Source organism: Streptomyces sp. NPDC006296 (assembly GCF_040613235.1).
GTDB lineage: Bacteria > Actinomycetota > Actinomycetes > Streptomycetales > Streptomycetaceae > Streptomyces.
In genome coordinates this window covers 110,932-133,215 of sequence record NZ_JBEXRT010000012.1, presented here as the reverse complement: position 1 = coordinate 133,215, position 22,284 = coordinate 110,932, and the positions used below count along the sequence as shown (strand labels likewise).

Here is a 22,284-nt window from a genome sequence, read left to right as displayed (position 1 = left end):
CCGCCCGGCGGTCTGAGTCCGGTCCTGCGTTCGGCACCAGTATCGAAGAGACACGGGTGATCCGGAAGCGACGCGTCGGAGCGACACGTGCCGGAAGAACCGGCCGCGGGACCCGCGGGACCGCCGGACGGCCCGGGAACTCAGCGGCGCAGGCACACCTGGCGGTCGGTCACCCACGCACCGAACCACTCGCTCAGCGGCACGGTGATGCACCATCCGGGATCGTTCGTGTCCGGGACCGGCTCCGTCGGAGCGGGCTCGTCCGGTACGGGCTGCGTGGGCGTCGGGCTCGGTTCCACCGCGGGGGGCTCGGTGGCGTCCGGCAGGCCGCTCAGCTTCTCCCGGAACACCTCCGAGGACCGGGGATTGTCGGCGCACTGCCAGACACCGTGCGGGCAGTAGTCCGTGATCGTCTGGTACAGCGGCTCGTGCCGGTCCATCCACTCCAGCATGCGGCGCATGTAGGTGGCGTTGTCGCCGTTGCGGAACAGCCCCCACTCGGGGAAGGAGATCGGCTTGCCGTGCTCGGCGGCGAAGTCCACCTGCTTCTGCAGGCCGTACGGCTCGCTCACCTGCTCGTCGAAGGACCGCGCCGGGGGCTGGTCGTACGAGTCCATGCCGATGATGTCCACGACGTCGTCACCCGGATAGCACTCCGTCCAGGGCACCGCGTCCCGTCCCCGGCTCGGCGCGAAGTCGAAGCGGAGCTTCTGGCCCGGGACGGACCGCATCGCGGTGACGATGCGGTTCCAGTAGGCCTTCCACGCCTCCGGGTCCGGGCCGCACCGGTGCGTGTACGTCGTGCCGTTCATCTCCCAGCCGAGGACGATCACCGTGTCCGGGACCCCCAGCGCCACCAGACGCTCGGCCAGCCTGCGGAAGTGCTCGTCGAACCGCCCCTGGGCGCCCGCCCGCAGCAGGCCGCGGACCTCGGCGTCCGGGACCCGCTCCTCGTTCCGCGCCAGCATCGGCGTGTTGAGCACGAGCATCCGGTCGTCGGCCGCCTTGCGCCACGCCGCCCAGGAACCGAGGAAACCGGGACGGCCCTCGATGTTCTCCCACGCGTCGCCCGGCAGATAGGTGTGCCCGACGCGGAGCTCCGTGCCGCCCAGCCAGCGCGACAGCTCCGCCATCCGCTTCACGCCCTGCGGTCCGTAGTCCAGATAGGCACCGACGGCGGTCGTCCGGGCGGGCTCCGGCGCCCCCTTGTCGCTCTGAACGTCCCCCGTGTCGCGATCGGTGAGGACCGCTCCGCCGGCGAGGAGACAGAGCGCGGTCGCCCCGATGCCGAACGTGCTGAGACGGCGCTGTACGGGCACGGATCCTCCTAGGACTGCGGCCTGACTCCGACGCTCCGACCCTAAGGAGAAAGATTCAACAATGGGCTGCCGTACCGCCCCTCGATGGACCATTCGCGACACACACGGCCCTACAGCGGTCCGTTCGGGTGAACGCCCGAGAAGGTGAAGGGAAGGGAACCGACGCGGTTGTCGAAATTCGAGTCGACGAGAACCGGCGCGGCCGGCAGCCGCACATCTCCCAGCCGGGTGAGCAGCTCGCGGAACAGGGCCTTCATCTCCAGCTTCGCCAGGTGAGCCCCCAGGCAGTGGTGGGGACCCCCTCCTCCGTACCCGAGGTGCGGATTGGGGGACCGGGTGATGTCGAAGACGTCGGGATCCTCGAACACGGACGCGTCCCGGTTCGCGGACGCGTAGAGCAGGACGACCTTGTCCCCGGGCGCGAAGGAACAGCCGCCGAGCGAGCAGGGGGCGGTCACCGTCCGGCGGAACTGGATGATCGGCGTCGAGTGACGGACGATCTCGTCCACCGCGCCGTCGGCGTAGCGGTCGAAGTCGGACTCCAGGAGGGCCCGCTGGTCCGGATGCGCGTCCAGCAGGACCAGCCCGTGGGCGATCGCGTTCCGGGTGGTCTCCACACCCGCGACGAGGAGCAGCGAGAAGAACGCCCCCAGCTGACGTACCGACAGGGCCTGCCCGTCGACGTCCGCGCGGACCAGCGCCGAGATGAGGTCGTCCGCCGGGACGCGGCGCCGCTCCCGGGCGATCCCCGACATCTCCAGCTGCATGCGGGCCAGGGAGCGCAGACCCCGCCCCGGGATCCGTACCCGGGCGAGGCCGCGCCTCTGCACGCCGACGTACTCCGACGCGTGGTCGACGCGCGCGGCGATGGCGGCCCGGTGCCGGGCGGGGATGCCCATCAGGTCGCAGATCACCTCGAACGGCATCCGCGCGGCGGCCGAGCGCATGAAGTCGCCCGGCCCCTCGGCGGCCACCTCGTCCACCAGCCGCCGGGCGACCGCTTCGATGTTCCTCTCGGCGGCGGCGAGCAGCCGCGGGGTGAAGGCCCGGGAGACGGTCCTCCGCAGCCCCGCGTGCTCGGCGCCGTCCATGTGGACCATCGAGTTGCCGAACACCGCCTTGGCCCAGGGGGCCGGTTCGGGGTCGGTCACACCGGGAGCGCTGGCGAACAACTGGGGCTGACGGCTGGCCGACCGCACGTCCGCGTGCCGCACCAGCACCCGGAACGGGGTGCGCGAGCCCGTGCGGGGCGTGAAGAGGGCCGGTGCGTCGCGTTCTCTCAGCCGGGCGAAGGCGGACAGCCGTTCCGCCCGCGGCAGCCGCCAGAACGCCGGATCGGCCAGGTCGGCCTCCGCCGTTCCCCGCACGGGGCCGGTGGACAGCTGCGTCGGCGCGTTCATGGACAACCTCCGGGATCTCGGACGGCCATGGTGGCCCGGCGGGCCGCGCCGGGCGGCCGACACGGCCGGACGGGCGCGGGAAGTTCCCACGGTCGCGCGATGTCCGGCGCGGGAGAGAACCGTTCGCGCCCCGTCTCGTTGCGCACGGGAGCGAGAGATCTCGCAGGAGCGGACGAGAGGGAGGTACCCCACGATGCATCCGACCGGTGGCCCCGACGGCGAGCGGGCCGGCGCCCCGCATCCGGCCCGCCGCGCGGTGCTGCGCACCGCCTTCACCGCGGCCGTGGTGGCCGGCACCGCGGGCGCGCTCGCCCCGGTCCTCCTCCAGGCGCAGGAGCCCGGAGGAGGTGCGCGGGAACGCGACGTCGGGCCGGAACGGTTCTCCGAGCTCTACAAGGGCCGCGAGATCCGGGGCACGGCCACCGCCGTCGTCGCGGCCGGAGCGCCCCCGCACGACGCCGAGACCGTCCCGGCCCCCGCCGCCGACGTCAGCATCGACGGCAGGACCCTGCACGTGATGCGGCGCGCCGACGGCAGCTACCTCAGCACCGTCAACCACTACGAATCGTTCCCGACCCTCCGGGAGACGGCCCGCGCGGCGGTCGATGCCCTCGGCACCGCCCGGTTGGCGGCCTCCTCCCCGCACACCATCTGACCCCTAAGGACACGCACGGGTGTACAGCCGCAAGAATCAGCGCGACCTCACGCGCACCGAGAAGAAACGCCTGGTCGACGCGATGCTGGAGCTCAAACGCTCCGGCCGCTACGACGACTTCGTCACCCTGCACCGCCAGTACTACGTCACCGACGGCGAGAGCAGGCCCCGTCCCGCCCACATGACCCCGTCCTTCTTCCCCTGGCACCGCCAGTACCTACTGGAGTTCGAGAAGGCGCTGCGCTCCGTCGACCCGCGCGTCTCGGTCCCGTACTGGGACTGGACGCGCGACAACACCGCGGGAGCCTCGCTCTGGGCTGAGGACTTCATGGGGGGCAACGGCCGGCCCGGCGACCGGCAGGTGATGACCGGCCCGTTCGCCTACCGGCGGGGAGACTGGCGCATCCGGGCCGGTGTCACCGACGACCACTTCCTGCGGCGCGACTTCGGCCGGCCCGCCGCACCCGTCACCCTGCCCGGCGCCGCGGAGGTGGACCGCGCGCTCGCCGACCCGGTGTACGACACCGCCCCCTGGAACAGCGTCAGCACGACCGGCTTCCGCAACCGGATCGAGGGCTGGGGCATCAGGGGCGGCCGAGGTGTCGCCAACCACAACCGGGTGCACCGCTGGATCGGCGGATCGATGGGGGGTGCGGCCTCTCCCGACGACCCGGTCTTCTGGCTCCACCACGCCTTCATCGACCTGCTCTGGACGCGGTGGCAGAAGGCGCATCCGCGCTCCCGCTACCTGCCGGCCCGCACCCTCCCCGCCGACGACCCGCAGCGGGACCGGATCTTCCCGCTCGACCGGCCGATGCCGCCGTGGGACGTGCCGCCCTCGCAGCTCATGGACCACACCCGGCTCTACCGGTACGTCTGACCGGCGCGGGCCCGCGGCCCGGAACGGGGCCGGGCCTCCTCCCGCCGCCCGGAGGCGGAGGAAGGAGGCCCGGCGGTGCGTCGGGGTGATCAGCTGCCGTAGCCGTAGTCGCCCTCGTCCGCGTGGCTGTCCGAGACGTTGGCGCAGGTGTTGCCGAACGCCGGGTTGAGCAGGGCGATCACGTTGACCGTGTTGCCGCACACGTTGACCGGGACGTGGACGGGCACCTGGACGGCGTTGCCCGAAAGGACGCCGGGGGAGTGGGCCGCGACGGCCTCCGCCCCGGCGTCGGCGGTAGCCATGCCGGCGCCGCCGGCGATCAGGGCACCGGTACCTGCCATGACGGCGGCCACCTTCGAGATACGCGACATCTGTTCTCCTTGAGACGATCGAATCCGGCCACCTTGACTGCGGCCGACACGCTCTGACAACGCGAAAACCGACAGGTGGTAACGGATCGGCGGAAAAGTCACCATCCCGGCTCAACCTCGCCCGAGGAACGCGAGCCCGGCCGCGGGCAGCTCGCCCATCCGGCCGCGCCAGTCCCGGGCGGCGGGGATCCGGGCCTTCACCGTCCCGGCGGCCCGGTCCCGGACCGACAGCTGGGTCTCGCGCAGCCGCAGCAGCGGCTCCAGTCCCGAGCGGGCCAGCAGGAGCCGCCTGTTGACGACCGCCACGGGACCCCAGCTGTTCTTGTACTGCTCCGCGCCGCGCAGCAGGCTCAGCACACCCCGGTCCAGCTCCCCGGCCTCCCGCGCGATCTCGCGGAGCAGCATCGAGGAGACGTCGACCTTCCGCTCCCGCAGCCGCGGATCGGCGCCGTAGAGGTAACCTCCGGTCAGCCGCGCGGAACGGTAGGACAGATCGGCGGCGACGACCTCGCCGTCCAGCACGAACTCCCTGACCGAGGCCTCCCCGTCGCGCACCATCCGGCGGGCCGAGCGCACCAGGTGCGAGCAGAAGCGCGGCCGCAGGTGCTCCGGGTTCACCCCCCGGCCCCGCCACTGCAGCTCGTGCAGCGCGAGCAGGTTGCCGACGGCGGCCGCCACCCGGGGGACCGGCGCCGTGCGGCACTCGATGCCGAGCGCGTCGACCCTGCGCAGCTTCGCGCGGGCCCGCTGCGCCCGTGAACCGGCCATCCGGCCGATCAGGGCGTCGATGGGCTCGGCGGGCAGCTCCATGCACGTCGAGTCCGTACGGCTGCTCCGCACGCCCTGCCAGGCATCGAACAGCAGGTGCGCCGAGGCGTCGGGCCGGACCTCGCGCAGGTCCACGACGGTGTGCGAGGCCGCCCGGTGGAGCCCGCGCTCCAGCGCGGTGACCGCCGCGGGTGTCTCCCCGCCGTCCACCAGGATGTCGAAGAAGTCCGAGATCGCGCCGCCCATCGGCACCAGCAGGGGCATCGGACGGTGGACGAGCATCAGCGGTGCCGCGCCGATCAGACGGCCGTCCCGGCGCGCCAGGACGACCCGGAGCCGGCCGGGGACCCCGTAGGAGAGCCACCAGGAGTGGAGCCACGCATGGCTCTGGAACGGGGTGGCGGTGGGGCAGCGGCGGTGCAGCGCGTCCCACTCGGCCGCGAGGTCCGCGAAGTCCGCCAGGTCGCGGCAGAGCGTGACGGTCAGCCGTCCGCGTCGGTCGTCGTTCATCGCACGAGCTCCCGTTCCCCGGTGGTGCCGCCCTGGGCGGGGCCCGGCACCTGCGCGGTGACGCCGCGCCGGTCCTGGCGGGGGCGGACGAGCAGGACCAGTCCGCCGACCAGTCCGCCCGCGGCGGCGCCGACCGCCGCGGCGAGCGGCGCGGAGGGCGACACCTGGTCGACGGGAGGCACCGCGTGCGAGAACTTGATCAGCTTCACGCCCGTCTCCTTCGCGACGTGACCGCTGCTCACGACCACGGCCTCGGTCACCGCGTTGGCGATGTCCGCGGCACGGTCCCGGTCGGCCGAGGTGCCGGTCACCGCGATCATGGGCGAGTCCGGTGAGGTCTCGGACCGCACGTGGGTGCGCAGTTCGCGGACGGGCTCCCCGGCGGCCCCCTTGGCGTAGGCGAGGGTGGCGTCGCTGGTGACCAGCCGGCCGTACGACTGCGCGTAGCCCAGGGCGGCGGCCGGGTCGACGTTCTTGTCGGCGGTCACCACGGCGTAGCCGGTGGCCGCGTACTCGGGCTCGGCGAGCACACCGTAGGACAGTCCGCAGGCGGCGCCGAGCAGGACGCAGGCCGGCAGGGCCCACCGGCCGGTCGTTGCGGGTGCGGGGCGGAGCCGCCGGAACCGTCCGGCGACGGTCGGCTTCTGCTCGGGCGATTCGGTCATCGGAGTGCTCTCTCGGTCGGGGGGACGGTGACGGGGTCGACGGCCTGTGCGTAGACGTCCATGAGGCGCCTGCTGCTCAGCCGGATGTCGTAGTGGTCCACGGCCGCGGGGGGCGGCAGCCTGCGGGCGCCGTCCTCCATCCGCCGCCGCAGCACGGCCGTCAGTTCGGCCGTGGCACCGGTCCCGCCGGAGGCGGATCCGATGCGGGTGGTGCCCGGTACGCGGCCCGCCGGGAAGTCCTCCACGGCGGGGCAGGCCGCGTGCACCACGGGCAGTCCGGCGGCCAGCGCCTCGACGACGGCGAGTCCGAAGGACTCCTCGCGGGACGCCGAGACGAACGTGTCGACCGCGCTGAGCACCGCGGGGACACCCGGGGCCGTGCCCGCGCCGCCGCACTCGCCGAGGAAGGTGACCCGGCCGGCCGCACCGAGCCGGACGGCCAGCGCGCGCAGCGACGCCGCCTCCGGACCGTCCCCGGCCAGGACGAGCCGGGCGCCCGGGAGGGCGGCGACGGCCCGGATCAGCAGGTCGAAGCGCTTCCCGGGGACCAGCCGGCCCACGCCCCCCACCACGAAGTCCCCTTCCGGGATGCCCAGCAGGGCCCGGGTGGAGCGGCGCAGCCCCCCGTCGAAGCGGAAGGCCGCCGCGTCCACGCCGTTGGGGACCGTGTGGATCCGGGCGGCCGGCACGCCCCAGTCGCGCAGCCGGCCCGCGACGGTCTCGGAGACGGCGACGGTCGCCGCCCCCAGCCGCTCGGTGAGCAGGTAGAGCTCACGGGTGCCCCGGGTCAGCGGCCGTCCCTCTATCTCCGCACGCCCCAGGGAGTGCTCCGTCGCCACGACGGGCGTACCGGCCAGGCGCGCCGCGATCCGGCCGTAGACGCAGGCCCGGTAGAGGTGCGTGTGCACGAGGTCGTACCCGCCGCGCCGGACGGTCCGGGCCAGCCGGGGCACCGCGCCGAGGTCCCGGTTGCTCCGCATCCCGAGGTCACGGACCCGTACGCCGTCGGCCCGCAGCCCCTCGGCGACCGCTCCCGGATTGGTGAGCGTCACCACGTCGCAGTGCACCGGCAGATGGCGCAGCAGCAGCCGCAACTGCTGCTCGGCCCCGCCGGCTCCGAGCCCGGTGATGACGTGCAGCACCCTCACGCGGCGTCACCCGGCCCCGCGGAACCGGACGCGCGGTACCGCAGCCGGTGGCGCACCTCCTTGGCCCGCAGGCGCGCCCCCCGGTCGGCGTGGCTGACATGCGTGCGGGGGAGGGCGAGCGGACCGGACAGGGCGCCGGGGGTCAGGGCGCAGCCGTAGGCGTACCCGGCCGCGCGCACCGCCGCGACGACCCGGCGGTCGGCGGTGCCGTACGGATAGCAGAAGCCGTCGGGCGCCCGGCCGGTGATGCGGCGCAGCGCCTCCCTGCTGCCGTGGGTCTCCTCGCGCAGCTCGGCGTCGGACAGCTCGGTGAGGTCCCGGTGCAGCAGCCCGTGCGAGCCGATCTCCATCCCCGCCGCGGCGGCGGCGCGGACGCCGTCCTCCGTCAGGAGCGGTCGGCGCGGGCCGAGCGGATCCCAGACGTTGGAGCCGCCGGGCCGGCCCGGCAGGACGAAGACCGTCGCGGTGCAGCCGTGGGCCAGCAGGACCGGGAGCGCCTCGTCGAGGAAGTCGGCGTACCCGTCGTCGAAGGTGAGCCCCACCAGCCCGCGCCGGCCCGCGGCGTGCGCCCGCAGCAGGGCTGCCGTCCCCACCCCCGTCAGCCCCCGGCGGCGCAGCACGGCCAGCTGTTCGTCGAGGCGGTCGGCGGAGACGGTGATGCCGTACGGGTCGTCCGTCGGATCGCTCACCGAGTGGTACGTCAGGATCCAGGGCCTGGACCGGCCCGGGAGCGCACGGGCACGGAGTGGCGAGGTGTCAGCGGCCATGAGGGAACCTCCGTCGGACGAGTGCCAGCAGATGGACGGCTTCGGGGGCCCGCAGCGCGAGCCCGGTCAGCAGGAACGCCAGGGGGACCACGAGGCACCCGGCCGCGAGACCGGTCACCGGACCCGGCGCCTGCTCCGCGGCCAGCCGGCCCGCCGCCGCGGCGACCGCCGCCGCGGCCGCCGGACGGGCCAGCGAGAGGACGACCGCCGCGGGCCGCACGGCGACCGCCCGCGTGCCCAGCCCCAGGAGCATCAGCAGGGCGCTCGTGCTGATGCCGACGGCGTTGGCGGCCGCGATCCCGTTCACGCCGAAGGGGCCGGTCAGCAGCAGACCGGCGGCCGCGGTGACCAGGAGCCCGGCGGCCATCGCGCCGAGCGGGTACCAGGTCGGCCGGCCCGCCGAGAAGTACGGCCGGCACAGGGCGCCGACCAGGGTGTGGCCGAGCAGGCCGAGCGCGTAGACCCGCATGGCACCGGCGGTGGCCGCGGTGTCCGCCGCGTCGAAGGCGCCGCGCTGGAAGAGCACCTCGACGATCCGGGGCGCACAGCCGAGCACCGCCGCCGTACCGAGCAGCACCACGGTGCCGGCCAGCGCGAGATCGCGTTCGACCCGCCGCCTGGCCCCCTCCCGGTCCCCGGCCGCCATGGCCCGCGCGACGACCGGGAAGGTCACCGTGCAGATCATCATGGACAGCACCATCGGCAACTGCGCCACCTTCTGCGCGTAGTTGAGGTGCGAGATCGCCCCTTCCGGCAGGGACGAGGCGAGGAACCGCTCGACGAGGACCTGCGACTGACGGGTCAGCACGAACAGGATCACCGGGGCCAGCACCGTCGCGCCGAGCAGCGCCGGGCCCCTCTCCCGCACCGCCCGGCTCCCGCCCCGCCCCGGCACCAGCCGGACGAACGCAGGGAGCAGGGTCAGGATCATCAGCACGCTCCCGACGGCGACGCCCGCCGCGGCGGCCCGGACCCCCCAGACGGAGTGCAGGGCCAGGGTCACGCCGATGATGCCGATGTTGTACGCGATGTAGACACCGGCCGGCGCCAGGAACCTGCCGTGCGCCCGCAGCGCCGCGCTGAAGTACCCGGTGATCCCGAAGGTGAGCACCGTGACGGCCGTCAGACGGGTGCAGTCCACCGCGAGCCGCGGGTCCTCCAGCCCCGGCGCCAGAACGCCCACGACCCACGGAGCGGCCCAGACCAGCAGCCCGCCCGCGCACGCCAGCGCGGCGGACAGCCGGGGCAGGGTGTCCGCCACCAGGGCGCGGACCGGGTCGAGCGTCCGGACGTCCCCGGTGCGCCGGGTCAGTGCCAGGCTGAACGCCGGGACCAGCAGCAGCGCCATGCCGTCCTCGATCAGCAGGGTGGCGGCCATCTCCGGAACCGTCCACGCGATCAGGAAGGCGTCGCTGGCGTGGCTGGCGCCGAACAGCCGGGCGACGGCCTGGTCCCGCACGAGCCCCAGCAGGGCGGCGACGACGGTCAGTCCCGCCGCGCCGCCCGCCGCCCGGGCGAGAAAGCTCCCCTGACGTGGCCGGCCGGCTGCGGACGGACCGGCGGCCGTCGTCCCGGGGGCCGGTTCGGTGGTGGTGGTGCCGCTCATGCCGCGGTCGTCCTCTCCGGCTCGGCGAGCGCCCACCACGCGGCGAGACCGAGCACGATCCCGGTCAGCACGGTGGAGGGACCGCCGATGTCCGCGTACAGGAAGTCGACCGTCTGCCAGGTCATCAGTCCGACGGCGGCCAGGCCGCAGTCGAGGGCGGCGGATCCCCGGGCCCGGGCGAGCAGCAGCCTGCGCACCCCGCCGGCCAGCAGGGCCGCCCAGGAGCCCACCAGCGCGGTGAGGCCCACGAGTCCCTGCTCGCTCAGCACCAGCAGATACATGTTGTGGGGGGAGAGGAGGGGCTGCCGGCGGAACGCCTGCCCCGCGCCCGCCGTGTCGCTGCCTGCGGACAGCCCGATCGAGGCGTGCCCGTCCCGGTGCGCGGGGAAGCCCTTCAGGCCGACGCCCGCCGCGGGGTGCTCGCGCCACATGTCCGTCGCGGCGGCCCACATGGTGTAGCGGTCGTTGACCGACCGGTCGGGTGCGCTCGTCACCTCGGTGATGCTGGTGAGCCGCTGCGAGATCATCTCGGACCCGACGCCCAGGCCCCCGACGAGGACCACACCGGCGGCGCCCAGCACGGCCAGCACCCGGACCGCCTGCCGGAGTCCGGTCAGCGCGATCACGGCGAGCGCCCCCGCCGCCGTGGCGATCCACGCCCCCCGGCTGAAGGACAGCGCGAGGGGGAGCACCAGCAGGGCCGCGGTCACCGCGGCCCACGGCCGCAGCCGTCGGGCGGAACCGGCGGGCGGACGCAGCGCGTACGCGGCGACCGCGATCAGGCCGTAGCCGACCACCGTCGCCATCCCCATCACGTCGCCGGGGCCGAACGTGCCGACCGCGCGGACGTCCTCCCCCATGTAGGACGCGCCGGAGCCGGTGAGGTACTGGTGGACACCCGTGGCCCCCTGGACGGCCGCCAGCAGGACGAGTGTGCCCGCGACGGCCCGGAACCCCCGCGCGTCCCTGACCAGCAGGAGGACGGCGGCCGGCACCAGGACGAAGATCTGGAGGTAGCGGACCAGGCCGGGCAGCGCCGCCACCGGGTCCGCGGCGGTCACCGTGGCCAGGGCGAGTCCCACGACCGGCAGGCCCAGCACCACCGCCGCGGCCGGGGAGAGCGGACGCCGCCGCAGGTACAGCAGACGGCCCACGCAGACGAGGACGGCCACGCCGGAGAGGAGGTCGGCGGCGGGCACGCCGGACACGGTCCCGGGGTCCGTCCCGTCGCCCGGCAGGGCCACCAGCAGGACCGTCGCGATCAGCGGCAGCAACGGCCACCGCCCGCTCCACCCGCGGGAGGCGGTCTCCTCCCGCAGGACGGGTGCGGCGGGCGCCGCGGTCACGGTGAGGGTCACGGTTCAGCTGCCTCCGAGCCGGAACACCGAACCCGCCGTGCGCGCCAGCACGCACAGGTCCTGCCACAGCGACCAGGTCTCGATGTACCGGTTGTCGAAACGGGCGCGGTCCTCGATCGAGGTGTCGCCGCGCAGCCCGTGCACCTGGGCCAGTCCCGTGATGCCGACGGGCATCCGGTGCCGGGCCCGGTAGCCGGGATGCGTACGGCTGAACTGCTGGACGAAGTAAGGGCGTTCAGGTCGTGGACCGACCAGGCTCATATCGCCCCGCACGACGTTCCACAGCTGCGGCAGCTCGTCCAGCGACGTCCTGCGCAGCAGCCTGCCGGCGCGGCTCATCCGCCCGTCGGACGACACGTTCCACCGGGTCGCCGACTCATGGGCGTCGGCGGGGCGCAGGGTGCGGAACTTCAGCAGGACGAACGGCCGTCCGTGCTCGCCGATCCGCTCCTGCCGGAAGATCACCCCCGGGCCGTCGCACACCCGGACCGCGAGCGCGCACCCGGCCATCACCGGTGACGCCACGACCAGGGCCACCGAGGCCAGGACCGCGTCCATCGCCCGCTTCACCCGGTGCGCCACCGGACGGTGCGGCCGGGTGGTCAGCGCGTGGGCCGCGAAACCCCAGACATGGTCCGGCCGGCCCGTGGTCCCGCACTGCGCGGCCGTGCCCTGATCGGTGATCAGCCACACCCGGCACCCGTGCCGCGCGAACAGGGCGAAGAGCTCCCAGCCGTCCGGCACGCCCTCGGGCGGAACCGTGAACACGGCGTGCCGGACGGAGTTCTGCACGACGGCCCGGCCCGCGTCCTGCACCGACGTGAGGAGGGGCAGCGGCGCCTCTCCTGGCGTCCCGTCCGCCTCCGTGCCGGGACCCGCCACCCGGCCGACCGGACGCATCCCGTACCGCGGGTGTTCCTGCAGCACGGCGACGACCCGGTCGGCGACCGGACCCTCGCCGACCACCAGGGTGGACTGCGGACTGCGCGCGGCCGACCACAGCCGTGTCCGGTGGACGACGGCGCGGGCGCCGCAGCCCACCAGGGTCTGGAGGCCGGCCGCGCAGCCGAGCGTCGTCCAGTCCGCGGCCAGCCGCGGGTCGTACAGGGTCACCGCCTCGGCGACGGCGTACCACTGCACGACGGCCAGCCACGCCAGCGCCGGCAGTTCCGCCAGGGCGGACGGGGAGAACCCCGGCCGGTACAGGCCGCGGTAGGCGTGCAGGAGCGCCTGGACCGCCGCCTGCACCAGGAGCACGGCCGGTGGCCACACCCCGGGGGCGACCAGGGCCACCGTCACGCCCAGCGCGAGCGCGTCGGCGGCCGGCAGGGCCGCCGGGGCACGCCGCCGGGCGGCGCGTGCGGCGGGTCGTGGGGCCGTGGCGTCCTTCCCGCCGTTGCGCGGCGGCCGGATCGCGGACGCCGCACGCCGTACGGCGGTCGCCTGGGCGGCATGGGGGACAGGTGCACTCTCCGTCGTCATCGCTCGGTGCGCTTCCTCGTCATGGGGTGGGACGGGCCGACAAGTTCCTCGTAGAGATTCAGGACCGCGCCCGAGGTCCTCGACACGTCGAAGACCGACCGGGTGCGGCTCTGCGCGGTGCGGCCCAGCTCCGCCCGCAGGGCCGGGTCGCCCAGCAGTGCGGACAGCGCCGCCGCGAGGGCGGGGGCGTCGCCGGGCGGCACCAGGCAGTGGGGCGGGTGCCCGGGCGGCAGGCTCTCCCTGGCCCCGTTGACATCGGTCAGCAGGACCGGGGTGCCGCAGGCCATCGCCTCCAGGGGGGCCAGGGCCATCCCCTCCCAGCGCGACGGCAGGACCAGCAGGTCCGCCGCGTGGATCCAGGGCCGCACATCGGCGGTGGCCCCCGCGAACAGCACGCCGGGAGGGGCGGTGCGCCGCAGCTCGTCGCCGGACGGCCCGTCGCCGACCAGGACCAGCCGCGCCCCGGCCGGCGCCGCCGTCCGCCAGGCCCGCAGCAGGACGTCCTGTCCCTTCTGGCGGCTCAGGCGGCCCACGCAGACCGCGAGGGGCACGTCCGCCGGGATCCCGTCGAGGAGCGGCAGCGAGGCCCGGGCCGACGCCCGGGCGTCCGCGCCCCCCGGGCGGAAGCGGCCGAGGTCGATGCCGTTGTGGATCACCGACCAGCGTGCCGTGACCCCCGCGCGCTGCCCGGTCCTGCGCTCGGACTCGCTGACGCACAGGATGCGGTCGCTCCACCGGGCGCCGAACCGCTCCCACGCGGCGGCCAGTCCGGCGGCCCTGCCCTCCAGGGCCTCGAACGACCAGGCGTGCGGCTGGAACACGGTCGGCACCCGGCCGCGTACGGCCAGGCGTCCGGCGAGGCCCGCCTTGGCGCTGTGGGCGTGGACGACGTCGGGGGCGTACGCACGGACCAGCCGGTCCGCGGTGGCCACCTCCCGGGCCAGCAGCGGGCCAGGAGCCCGCTCAGCGGGCCAGGAGCACACCCGGGCCCCGGCGGTGGACGCCCCGGCGGCCAGCGGCCCGTCCGGCGGGCAGGCGACCACGGGACGGAGCCCCGCCCGCACCTGCGCCGCGACCAGGTCGGTCACGACCCGTGCGACGCCTCCCTCCACCGGCTGGACCAGGTGAAGGACTGTCAGCCGACTTCTGTCGGCGCAACTCTTCTGCAGCACGCATGGCTCTCTTTCACATGCCCCCGAAGAGCCGGTTCGGGTGAACACCGGCGGCAAGGAATATGGCGGCGGAGATCAAATGAGTAGAACGGAAAACCGAAAGGAACTGTTGCAGACCATGCGAGGGAAAACACGCCGACTCGCGCTCGTGTCCACATGGATTGACCTCGAAAAGGCCGCCGACCACCGGTTCCTCTGTTCGCTCGGCGTGTCGGACGATCATTTCTCTTTTTATGTGCGGTGGTGCCGCATGATGACCGTGCCGTATGCATCTGCGCGTCCCGGACGCCCCGGATGCGCCGAGCGGTAGTGCCTCGCATTTCCCGCCGAGTTGCGCGCGTGAATTCCGCCTGCGGAAGTCCCGTCCGCCCGGGTGCGGCATTCCCCCGGCCCGCCCCGCCCTTTCGCACGCCGCCGCACGTCGCCGTCGCACGCCGTCGCACGCGTCACCGCCGTCGCCGTCGGTGTCGTCCGCCGGCCCGCCGCGCAGGGACGGGGCGCCGTCCGCCGCGCACCCGGACCCATCTCCCGTCGGGCCGCGTGTCCGTACGCGTGGCCGAACGGGCAGTATCGGGTACGACGCGTGCCGATCGTCCGCCCCGGGGCGGTCCGCGAACGCCCGACGAGGACAGAGGAGAAGCGATGGTTCACGAACGGGCCGGTCAGCCGGCGCAGCCCGGAGACCTGGTGGACGTGGCACGGCTGGTGACGGCCTACTACACCGTCCACCCCGACCCGGCCGAGCCCGCCCAGCGGGTGGCCTTCGGGACCTCGGGGCACCGCGGATCTGCGCTCGCGGCGGCGTTCAACGAGGACCACATCGCCGCCACCACCCAGGCGATCTGCGACTACCGGAAGCGGCAGGGCACCGACGGGCCGCTGTTCCTGGGCGCCGACACGCACGCCCTGTCCGAGCCCGCCCGGATCACGGCGGTCGAGGTGCTGGCCGCCAACGACGCCGTCGTCCTGATCGACAGCGACGACGGCTACACCCCCACCCCGGCCGTCTCGCACGCGATCCTGACGTACAACCGCGAGCGCACGTCCGGCCTCGCGGACGGCATCGTCGTCACCCCGTCGCACAACCCGCCCGCCGACGGCGGGTTCAAGTACAACCCGCCGCACGGCGGTCCGGCCGGATCCGACGCCACCTCCTGGATCCAGGACCGGGCCAACGCCCTGATCGAGGGAGGCCTGAAGGAGGTCCGGAGGATCCCCCACGCCCGGGCGCTCGCCGCCGCCACCACGGGCCGGCACGACTTCCTGACCGGCTACGTCGACGACCTGCCCGCCGTCCTCGACCTGGACGCCGTGCGGGACGCCGGCATCCGGATCGGCGCCGACCCGCTCGGCGGCGCCTCGGTCGCCTACTGGGGGCGCATCGCCGAACGCCACCGGCTCGACCTCACCGTGGTCAACCCGCTCGCCGACCCCACCTGGCGCTTCATGACGCTGGACTGGGACGGCAGGATCCGGATGGACTGCTCCTCGCCGTACGCCATGGCCTCGCTGATCGAGCGCCGCGACGCGTACACCATCGCCACCGGCAACGACGCGGACGCCGACCGGCACGGCATCGTCACGCCCGACGGCGGGCTGATGAACCCCAACCACTACCTGGCCGTCGCGATCCGCTACCTCTGCACGCACCGCGAGGGCTGGCCCGCCGGCGCCGGCATCGGCAAGACCCTGGTCTCCTCCTCCATGATCGACCGTGTCGCCGCCGACCTCGGACGGCGGCTGGTGGAGGTCCCGGTGGGCTTCAAGTGGTTCGTCGACGGGCTGTTCGACGGCACCCTGGGATTCGGCGGCGAGGAGTCCGCGGGAGCGTCCTTCCTGCGCCGCGACGGCCGGGTGTGGACCACCGACAAGGACGGCATCCTGCTCGCCCTGCTCGCCTCGGAGATCACCGCCGTCACCGGATCCACCCCCTCGCAGCACTACGGCGAACTCACCGCCAGGTTCGGCGATCCCGCCTACGCCCGCATCGACGCCCCGGCGACGCGTGAGGAGAAGGCGGTCCTGGGCCGGCTCTCCGCGGACCAGGTCACCGCCGGCACCCTGGCCGGCGAACCGGTCACCGCGGTGCTCACCGAGGCACCCGGCAACGGCGCGGCCGTCGGAGGGCTCAAGGTCTGCACCGACAGCGCCTGGTTCGCGGCCCGTCCGTCGGGCACCGAGGACGTCTACAAGGTGTACGCGGAGAGCTTCCAGGGGGCCGCGCACCTGGCACGGGTCCAGGACGAGGCCCGCGCCCTGGTGTCCGACGCACTCGGCGCGGCCGGCTGACCGTCGGGGCGGGCCCGCCCCGGGCCCGCCCGCGTCCGGGCCCGGCCGCCCGGTGCGTCCTCCGCCCTCCCCGCGACGGGCCCGCAGGACCTGCTCGTCCGGCTGCGCGGCCGTCGACCCGCCCCCGCGGACGCGCCGTTCGGGCTCCGGTGTCCGGGTGCGTACTCCCGGGGCGGCCCCGCGGGCCGTCCGGCAGCTCGTCGCGTACCACCGACCGGGTCCGGTCCACCGGCCGCTCACGGCGCCGGGCCCGGCCGGGCTCTTTCGTGCCGGCGGCCCCGGCCAGGACCGGGGTCGTCGGCAGGAAGGGGCCCGGCACGCGCGGTGAGCGGCGTGCCGGGCCCCGGGCGTCCGCTCAGGCGCCGACGTACTCCGCGAGGTGCTCGCCGGTGAGGGTGGAGCGGGCCGCGACGAGGTCGGCCGGAGTCCCCTCGAAGACGACCCTGCCTCCGTCGTGGCCGGCCCCGGGGCCGAGGTCGATGATCCAGTCGGCGTGCGCCATGACCGCCTGGTGGTGCTCGACCACGATGACCGACGTACCGGAGTCGACGAGCCGGTCGAGCAGGCCGAGCAGTTGCCGTACGTCGGCGAGGTGGAGACCGGCGGTCGGTTCGTCGAGCACGTACACGCCGCCCTTCTCGGCCATGTGGGTGGCCAGCTTGAGCCGCTGCCGCTCGCCGCCGGACAGCGTGGTGAGCGGCTGGCCGAGGGTGAGGTAGCCGAGCCCCACGTCGGAGAGCCGGCCGAGGACGCGGTGCGCGGCCGGCGTACGCGCCTCGCCCGTCCCGAAGAACTCCTCGGCCTCGGTCACCGGCATCGCGAGCACCTCACTGATGTCGCGCCCGCCGAGGAGGTACTCCAGCACGGCGGGCTGGAACCGCTTCCCCTCGCACTCGTCGCAGACCGAGGCGACACCGGCCATCATCGCCAGGTCGGTGTACACGACGCCGGCGCCGTTGCAACCCGGGCACGCTCCCTCGGAGTTGGCGCTGAACAGGGCGGGCTTCACGCCGTTGGCCCTGGCGAACGCCTTGCGGATCGGGTCGAGCAGCCCCGTGTACGTCGCGGGATTGCTGCGCCGCGAGCCGCGGATCGGGCTCTGGTCCACGGAGACCACGTTCTCGCCGGGAGGGATTGACCCGTGCACGAGCGAGCTCTTGCCGGAGCCCGCCACGCCCGTGACGACGGTCAGCACCCCGAGCGGGACGTCGACGTCGACCTCGCGCAGGTTGTGCGTGCTCGCACCGCGGATCTCCAGCACCCCGGTGGGCCGGCGCACCGTCTCCTTGACGGCGGCCCGGTCGTCGAAGTGGCGGCCGGTGACGGTGTCCCCCGACCGCAGCCCCTCGACGGTCCCCTCGAAACAGACGGTGCCGCCCTCGGAGCCCGCACCGGGGCCGAGATCGACGACGTGGTCGGCGATCGCGATGGTCTCCGGCTTGTGCTCCACCACCAGCACCGTGTTGCCCTTGTCCCGGAGCCGCAGCAGCAGGCCGTTCATCCGCCGGATGTCGTGCGGGTGCAGACCGATGGTCGGCTCGTCGAAGACGTAGGTGACGTCGGTCAGCGAGGAGCCGAGGTGGCGGATCATCTTGACGCGCTGGGCCTCACCGCCCGAGAGGGTGCCCGACGGCCGGTCGAGCGAGAGGTACCCGAGGCCGATCTCCACGAAGGAGTCCAGGGTCCTGCCCAGCGCGGTGAGCAGGGGAGCCACCGACGGTTCGTCCAGACCGGCCACCCAGGCGGCCAGATCGCTGATCTGCAGGGCGCAGGCGTCGGCGATGCTGACGCCTCCGATCAGCGAGGAGCGGGCGCCCTCGGTGAGCCGCGTGCCCGCGCACGCGGGGCAGGCGGTGAAGGTGACCGCCCGTTCCACGAACGCCCGGACGTGCGGCTGCATGGCCTCCTTGTCCTTGGACAGGAAGGACTTGCGGATCTTGGGGATCAGGCCCTCGTAGGTGAGGTTGACGCCGTTGACCTTCACTTTCACCGGCTCCCCGTACAGGAAGTCCTGGAGCTCCTTCTTCGTGTACCGGCGGATCGGCTTGTCCGGATCGACGAAACCGGACTGGGCGTAGACCTGAACGGTCCACTGGCTGTCCGACTTCCAGCCGGGGATGGTGAACGCCCCCTCGGAGAGGGACTTGGAGTCGTCGTAGAGCTGGGTCAGGTCGATGTCGGACACCGTGCCCCGGCCCTCGCAGCGCGGGCACATGCCGCCGGTACGGCTGAAGGTCGCCCGCACCGCCTTCTTGTCGCCGCGCTCGACGGTGATCGCCCCGCTCGCCCGGACCGACGGCACGTTGAACGCGTACGCACCGGGCGGCCCGATGTGCGGGTCGCCCAGGCGGGAGAAGAGGATGCGCAGCATCGCGTTGGCGTCGGTGACGGTGCCGACCGTGGAGCGCGGGTCGGCCCCGAGCCGCTGCTGGTCGACGATGATCGCCGTCGTCAGCCCTTCGAGCACGTCGACGTCGGGCCGCGCCAGCGTGGGCATGAAGCCCTGGACGAAGGCGCTGTAGGTCTCGTTGATCATCCGCTGCGACTCGGCGGCGATGGTGCTGAACACCAGTGAGCTCTTGCCCGAGCCGGAGACCCCGGTGAAGACGGTCAGCCGGCGTTTGGGGATCTCGACACTGACGTCCTTCAGATTGTTCACCCGCGCCCCGTGCACGCGGATCAGGTCGTGGCTGTCGGAAACCTGCGGCGCGGGCGCCGGCGTGTCCGTCCTGGTGGCCATGCTCGTCGATTCCCATCCGTCTCGCGGCGGCGGCCCGGACGGCCGCCGTCGGCGTCACCGGCGCGGTCGCGGCGACGGTCGTTGTCTATCAGAACCGGGCAGGGCCCGTGCGGGAACCGGGTGGGGAGCGGTCCGCGCAGCACCCCGGTGGTGACGGGCGGCCGGGAGCGTCCCGGGGCGGCGCCGCACCCGCATCGCTTCTGTCAGGGATTCTCACCGTGCGTCACTGATTGTCCGAAGTTATGCTGCTGTCGATCCGGGACTCCGGTCCGGAATCCCGATCCAGAACCCCGGGGAAAGGACGCACCGTGGCAGTGGGACCCGTGGAGTACCTCGTCGTCACCTTTCCCGCCGGACGCTTCGACGCAGCGATCGCCCCCGCGCTCGCCGGCGCCGTGGCGACCGAGTCGGTCCGCATCCTCGGTCTCGACTTCGCCCGCGGGACAGCGGGCGGCGCCGTCGAACGCGTCGAACGGGCGGAGGCGGACCCCCAGGGGCTCGTGCCCTTCGACCCGCCGGACGAGCGCCCGGCCGGGCTGCCGCAGGTCACGGAGCTCGATGTGCTCGGAGAGCTGCCCGCGGACACCTGCGCGGCGCTCATCGCGTGGGAGGACCTCTGGTCCGTGCCCCTCACCCGGGTGGTCCAAGGGGCCGGTGGCCGGCTCCTGGCGCACGCCAGGGTCCCCGCGGACGGCGGGGACGACGTCATCACCCTGCTGGAGCGCCTCGCGGACCTGAAGCAGCGGGGCGTCCTCACCGACGAGGAGTTCGCGGCGCAGAAGACGAGGATCCTCGCCGACTGACCCGTCCCGCATGCCGGTGCCCGTGCTCCCCCGTTCCCTTTTGTCGATACGCGCACGCCGTGCGACGTTGATTCCGACCTGCAGTCTGTCGGGAAAGAGGCAGTTCATCGTGCAGACCGCCCGGGCCGTACCCGCCTCGACCATTGTCAACCTGCGCGATCTGGGCGGCATCGCCCTGGGGCCCGACAGCCGCCTGCGGCAGGGGATCCTCCTGCGCTCGGGCCAGCTGAGCGACTTCGACGCCGAGCACGACAGGGCGGTGGCCGCGCTCGGCATCCGCACCGTCGTCGACCTGCGGACCGCGGAGGAGCGCCGATGGGCGCCGGACCGGCTGCCGACGGGCGCGCGGCTCTTCGTGGCCGACGTGCTCGGCGACCATCCGGGGATCACGCCCGCCCGGCTCAAGGCCCTGCTCGACGACCCGGACGGAGCGGCCGGAGTGCTGGGTGGCGGGAAGGCGGAGGAACTCTTCGCCCAGACCTACCGGAAGATGGTGCTCTCCCCGGGGGCAGCCGCCGCCTACCGCGCCTTCCTCGACACCGTCGCCGACCCGCGGGCCAGGCCGGTGCTCTTCCACTGCGCCACCGGGAAGGACCGGACGGGCTGGGCCGCCGCGTTGCTGCTGATGACGGCGGGCGCCTCGCGCGAGGTCGTCCGCGCGGAGTTCCTCGCGGTGAACCGGGCGGTGCGCGCCGCCTTCGGACCCGCGGTACGCCGCTTCCTCGACGCGGGCGGGGACCCGGACATCGCGTCCGCGGTCATCGAGGCCCGGCCCCGCTACCTCGACGCCGCCCTGGACGCCATGGACGAGCGCTGGGGCGGACTCGACGGCTACCTCGGCAAGGCGCTGCGCCTCCCCTCCGCGGTGGCCGAGCGGCTGCGCACCGAGCTGGCCGTCCCCGTCTGACGGGCCGGCCCGCACACGGGCCCGGTGGCACGTCCTCCGACATGCCACCGGGCCCGTGTGCGGCGGGGCGCCGCTCAGATCTTCAGCAGCTGTTCGCTGAGGTCGCGGTAGTGCTGGAGCGCCACGCGGAGCTCCTCCGTCTGCGCCTCGGTGTCGTGATCGTGCCAACTCGCCCGCAGTACGCGCTTGCGCTCGGCCAGCGCCTCGGTCAGACCGGAGACGATCTGGTCGAACGTGCTCTCCGCCTCCTCGACCGCCCTGCGGGGGCTCTCGACGAAGTCGGTCACCGCGTGCTGCATGCGCTGGGACAGCTCGTCCCGGTGCTCCCGGGCGACCAGCGGCCGGTCGGCGCCGGCGGCCTCCGGGCGGCCGGTCCGCTCGGTGTGCCCGTTGGCGGGGGCCGTGCGCGGGGCGGGCGGGACGCTGTGGTCCTCGGTGCCGGTGCCGGTGTGCGGGGCGGAGGCGGCCGCCCCGTGGTCCTCGGGGGACCTGCGCGGGACGGGAGGAACGGTGTGGTCCTCGGACGCGGTGCGCGGTGCGGCAGGAGCGGCGTGGCCGTCGGGGGCGGTGTGCGGGGCGGGCGGGACGGGCTGACCGTCGGGGCCGCCTGCCGTGCGCTCGCGGTCACCCGTCCGGTCCGTCCGCAGGTGCGCGGCGGCCGTGCCGGCGGCCCGGTCCTGCGTGCCGAGGGGAGCCTGCTCGGGTGCGCCCACCGCGGGGGCGCCGTGACGGGGCTCCGTCCCGAGGACGGACTCCGTGGTGCGCTCGGTGTGCTCGGTCATGCTGCACTGCCTTTCGTCTGGTGCCGGTCCGTCCGGGCCGGTCCGTCGTGCCGGCCCGTCCGGCCGGATTCGTCCTGTGCGTCCCCGAGGAGTGCGTCGAAGAGAGCCCGCGACGCCATCAGGGCCTGCCGCATCTCCTCGGTGCTGCCCTGGCCCCGCACGGCCGTGTGCACCCTGCGGTAGCCGTCGACCTGCTCGGCATGGTGGACGGAGAGTGCGTCCGTCTGCTCCTGGAAGCTGCCGCCGTCCGGGAAACCCCGGTCCTGCGCCAGCTGAGCCAGCAGCGCGTCAGCCTCCGCGATCGCGTCCCCGGGGGAGTCGATGAACCGTTCCTGCACCTCGGTCCAGCGGCGGGTGTACGCCTCGCGCGCCTCCGGCCGCAGCGGCCGCTCGGGCAGGTCGCCGTGGGCCTTCACCCGCTCCGAGAGCTCGTGCTCCGCCGCCTTGGTGTCACCGTCGTGGCGGGCGACGGTGCGGTCGTACTCGGGTCCGAAGCGGCGCTGGAGCCCACGCCCGCCGGTGGTTCCCCGGCCGCGCAGGAGGAAGGCGGCGACCGCTGCCACCAGGACGACGGCAACGATGATCAACACGATCGTCATGGCCGGCGCTCCCGTCGGCCCGCGGTCGGTGCGTCCTGCTGTGTCACTCTCGTCAACCCCTTC

The 22,284-nt window shown here is 74.1% G+C and carries 20 protein-coding genes; 6 read left to right on the top strand and 14 right to left on the bottom strand.

Features of this window, described 5'->3' with window-relative positions:
* Positions 1-140 precede the first annotated feature (140 nt).
* Both ABZ172_RS11455 and ABZ172_RS11450 read right to left on the bottom strand, forming a co-directional pair.
* Positions 141-1,319: a glycosyl hydrolase gene (locus ABZ172_RS11455; RefSeq protein WP_356882684.1), complete on the bottom strand. Its 1,179-nt coding sequence runs from the start codon at positions 1,317-1,319 to the stop codon at positions 141-143.
* A gap of 110 nt (positions 1,320-1,429) precedes the next feature.
* Positions 1,430-2,719 (bottom strand): cytochrome P450, encoded by a 1,290-nt coding sequence (locus tag ABZ172_RS11450; protein ID WP_356882682.1) that lies wholly within the window; start codon positions 2,717-2,719, stop codon positions 1,430-1,432.
* Between the two features lie 193 nt (positions 2,720-2,912).
* Here ABZ172_RS11450 and ABZ172_RS11445 point away from each other — a divergent pair, with 193 nt between their 5' ends.
* Positions 2,913-3,374: a tyrosinase family oxidase copper chaperone gene (locus tag ABZ172_RS11445; RefSeq protein WP_356882680.1), complete on the top strand. Its 462-nt coding sequence runs from the start codon at positions 2,913-2,915 to the stop codon at positions 3,372-3,374.
* A 19-nt stretch (positions 3,375-3,393) separates the two neighbouring features.
* Complete coding sequence (locus tag ABZ172_RS11440) at positions 3,394-4,254, top strand: tyrosinase family protein (RefSeq protein WP_356882678.1); 861 nt, start codon at positions 3,394-3,396, stop codon at positions 4,252-4,254.
* A gap of 89 nt (positions 4,255-4,343) precedes the next feature.
* Here ABZ172_RS11440 and ABZ172_RS11435 read toward each other — a convergent pair whose 3' ends face one another.
* The 9 genes from ABZ172_RS11435 to ABZ172_RS11395 form a co-directional block, all read right to left on the bottom strand.
* Positions 4,344-4,625, bottom strand: coding sequence for a chaplin (locus tag ABZ172_RS11435; RefSeq protein ID WP_356882676.1), 282 nt, complete (start codon positions 4,623-4,625; stop codon positions 4,344-4,346).
* Positions 4,626-4,736: 111 nt separating this feature from the next.
* On the bottom strand, positions 4,737-5,903 hold the full coding sequence (locus tag ABZ172_RS11430) for a GNAT family N-acetyltransferase (RefSeq protein ID WP_356882674.1): 1,167 nt from the start codon (positions 5,901-5,903) through the stop codon (positions 4,737-4,739).
* Complete coding sequence (locus ABZ172_RS11425; RefSeq protein ID WP_356882672.1) at positions 5,900-6,568, bottom strand: lipopolysaccharide biosynthesis protein; 669 nt, start codon at positions 6,566-6,568, stop codon at positions 5,900-5,902. Before ABZ172_RS11425 ends, ABZ172_RS11430 begins: the two co-directional genes overlap by 4 nt.
* Positions 6,565-7,716: a glycosyltransferase gene (locus tag ABZ172_RS11420; protein WP_356882670.1), complete on the bottom strand. Its 1,152-nt coding sequence runs from the start codon at positions 7,714-7,716 to the stop codon at positions 6,565-6,567. The genes ABZ172_RS11425 and ABZ172_RS11420 overlap by 4 nt, the downstream gene beginning before the upstream one ends.
* Complete coding sequence (locus tag ABZ172_RS11415) at positions 7,713-8,483, bottom strand: polysaccharide deacetylase family protein (protein ID WP_356882667.1); 771 nt, start codon at positions 8,481-8,483, stop codon at positions 7,713-7,715. Before ABZ172_RS11415 ends, ABZ172_RS11420 begins: the two co-directional genes overlap by 4 nt.
* A complete protein-coding gene (locus ABZ172_RS11410) occupies positions 8,473-10,089 on the bottom strand; it encodes a lipid II flippase MurJ (RefSeq protein ID WP_356882665.1) in 1,617 nt (538 codons plus the stop codon). Before ABZ172_RS11410 ends, ABZ172_RS11415 begins: the two co-directional genes overlap by 11 nt.
* Complete coding sequence (locus tag ABZ172_RS11405) at positions 10,086-11,408, bottom strand: O-antigen ligase family protein (RefSeq protein WP_356882753.1); 1,323 nt, start codon at positions 11,406-11,408, stop codon at positions 10,086-10,088. The genes ABZ172_RS11410 and ABZ172_RS11405 overlap by 4 nt, the downstream gene beginning before the upstream one ends.
* 42 nt (positions 11,409-11,450) lie before the next feature.
* The gene (locus tag ABZ172_RS11400; RefSeq protein ID WP_356882663.1) at positions 11,451-12,929 is read right to left on the bottom strand and encodes a sugar transferase; all 1,479 of its coding nucleotides are present in this window, start codon (positions 12,927-12,929) and stop codon (positions 11,451-11,453) included.
* Positions 12,926-14,101, bottom strand: a complete 1,176-nt coding sequence (locus tag ABZ172_RS11395) for a glycosyltransferase family 4 protein (protein ID WP_356882661.1) — start codon at positions 14,099-14,101, stop codon at positions 12,926-12,928. The genes ABZ172_RS11400 and ABZ172_RS11395 overlap by 4 nt, the downstream gene beginning before the upstream one ends.
* 40 nt (positions 14,102-14,141) lie before the next feature.
* Between ABZ172_RS11395 and ABZ172_RS11390 the strand changes: the two genes are divergently transcribed.
* Both ABZ172_RS11390 and pgm read left to right on the top strand, forming a co-directional pair.
* Positions 14,142-14,411, top strand: a complete 270-nt coding sequence (locus tag ABZ172_RS11390) for a hypothetical protein (RefSeq protein ID WP_356882659.1) — start codon at positions 14,142-14,144, stop codon at positions 14,409-14,411.
* A 332-nt stretch (positions 14,412-14,743) separates the two neighbouring features.
* Positions 14,744-16,390, top strand: a complete 1,647-nt coding sequence (gene pgm / locus ABZ172_RS11385) for a phosphoglucomutase (alpha-D-glucose-1,6-bisphosphate-dependent) (RefSeq protein WP_356882657.1) — start codon at positions 14,744-14,746, stop codon at positions 16,388-16,390.
* Between the two features lie 355 nt (positions 16,391-16,745).
* Here the strand turns inward: pgm and ABZ172_RS11380 are convergent, their stop codons facing one another.
* A complete protein-coding gene (locus ABZ172_RS11380; protein ID WP_356882655.1) occupies positions 16,746-19,130 on the bottom strand; it encodes an excinuclease ABC subunit UvrA in 2,385 nt (794 codons plus the stop codon).
* Between the two features lie 308 nt (positions 19,131-19,438).
* Between ABZ172_RS11380 and ABZ172_RS11375 the strand changes: the two genes are divergently transcribed.
* On the top strand, positions 19,439-19,933 hold the full coding sequence (locus ABZ172_RS11375; protein ID WP_356882653.1) for an SHOCT domain-containing protein: 495 nt from the start codon (positions 19,439-19,441) through the stop codon (positions 19,931-19,933).
* 109 nt (positions 19,934-20,042) lie between these two features.
* Positions 20,043-20,840, top strand: coding sequence for a tyrosine-protein phosphatase (locus tag ABZ172_RS11370; RefSeq protein WP_356882651.1), 798 nt, complete (start codon positions 20,043-20,045; stop codon positions 20,838-20,840).
* Between the two features lie 74 nt (positions 20,841-20,914).
* Here ABZ172_RS11370 and ABZ172_RS11365 read toward each other — a convergent pair whose 3' ends face one another.
* Both ABZ172_RS11365 and ABZ172_RS11360 read right to left on the bottom strand, forming a co-directional pair.
* Positions 20,915-21,622, bottom strand: coding sequence for a hypothetical protein (locus ABZ172_RS11365; protein WP_356882649.1), 708 nt, complete (start codon positions 21,620-21,622; stop codon positions 20,915-20,917).
* The gene (locus ABZ172_RS11360; protein ID WP_356882647.1) at positions 21,619-22,221 is read right to left on the bottom strand and encodes a hypothetical protein; all 603 of its coding nucleotides are present in this window, start codon (positions 22,219-22,221) and stop codon (positions 21,619-21,621) included. Before ABZ172_RS11360 ends, ABZ172_RS11365 begins: the two co-directional genes overlap by 4 nt.
* Positions 22,222-22,284 lie beyond the last annotated feature (63 nt).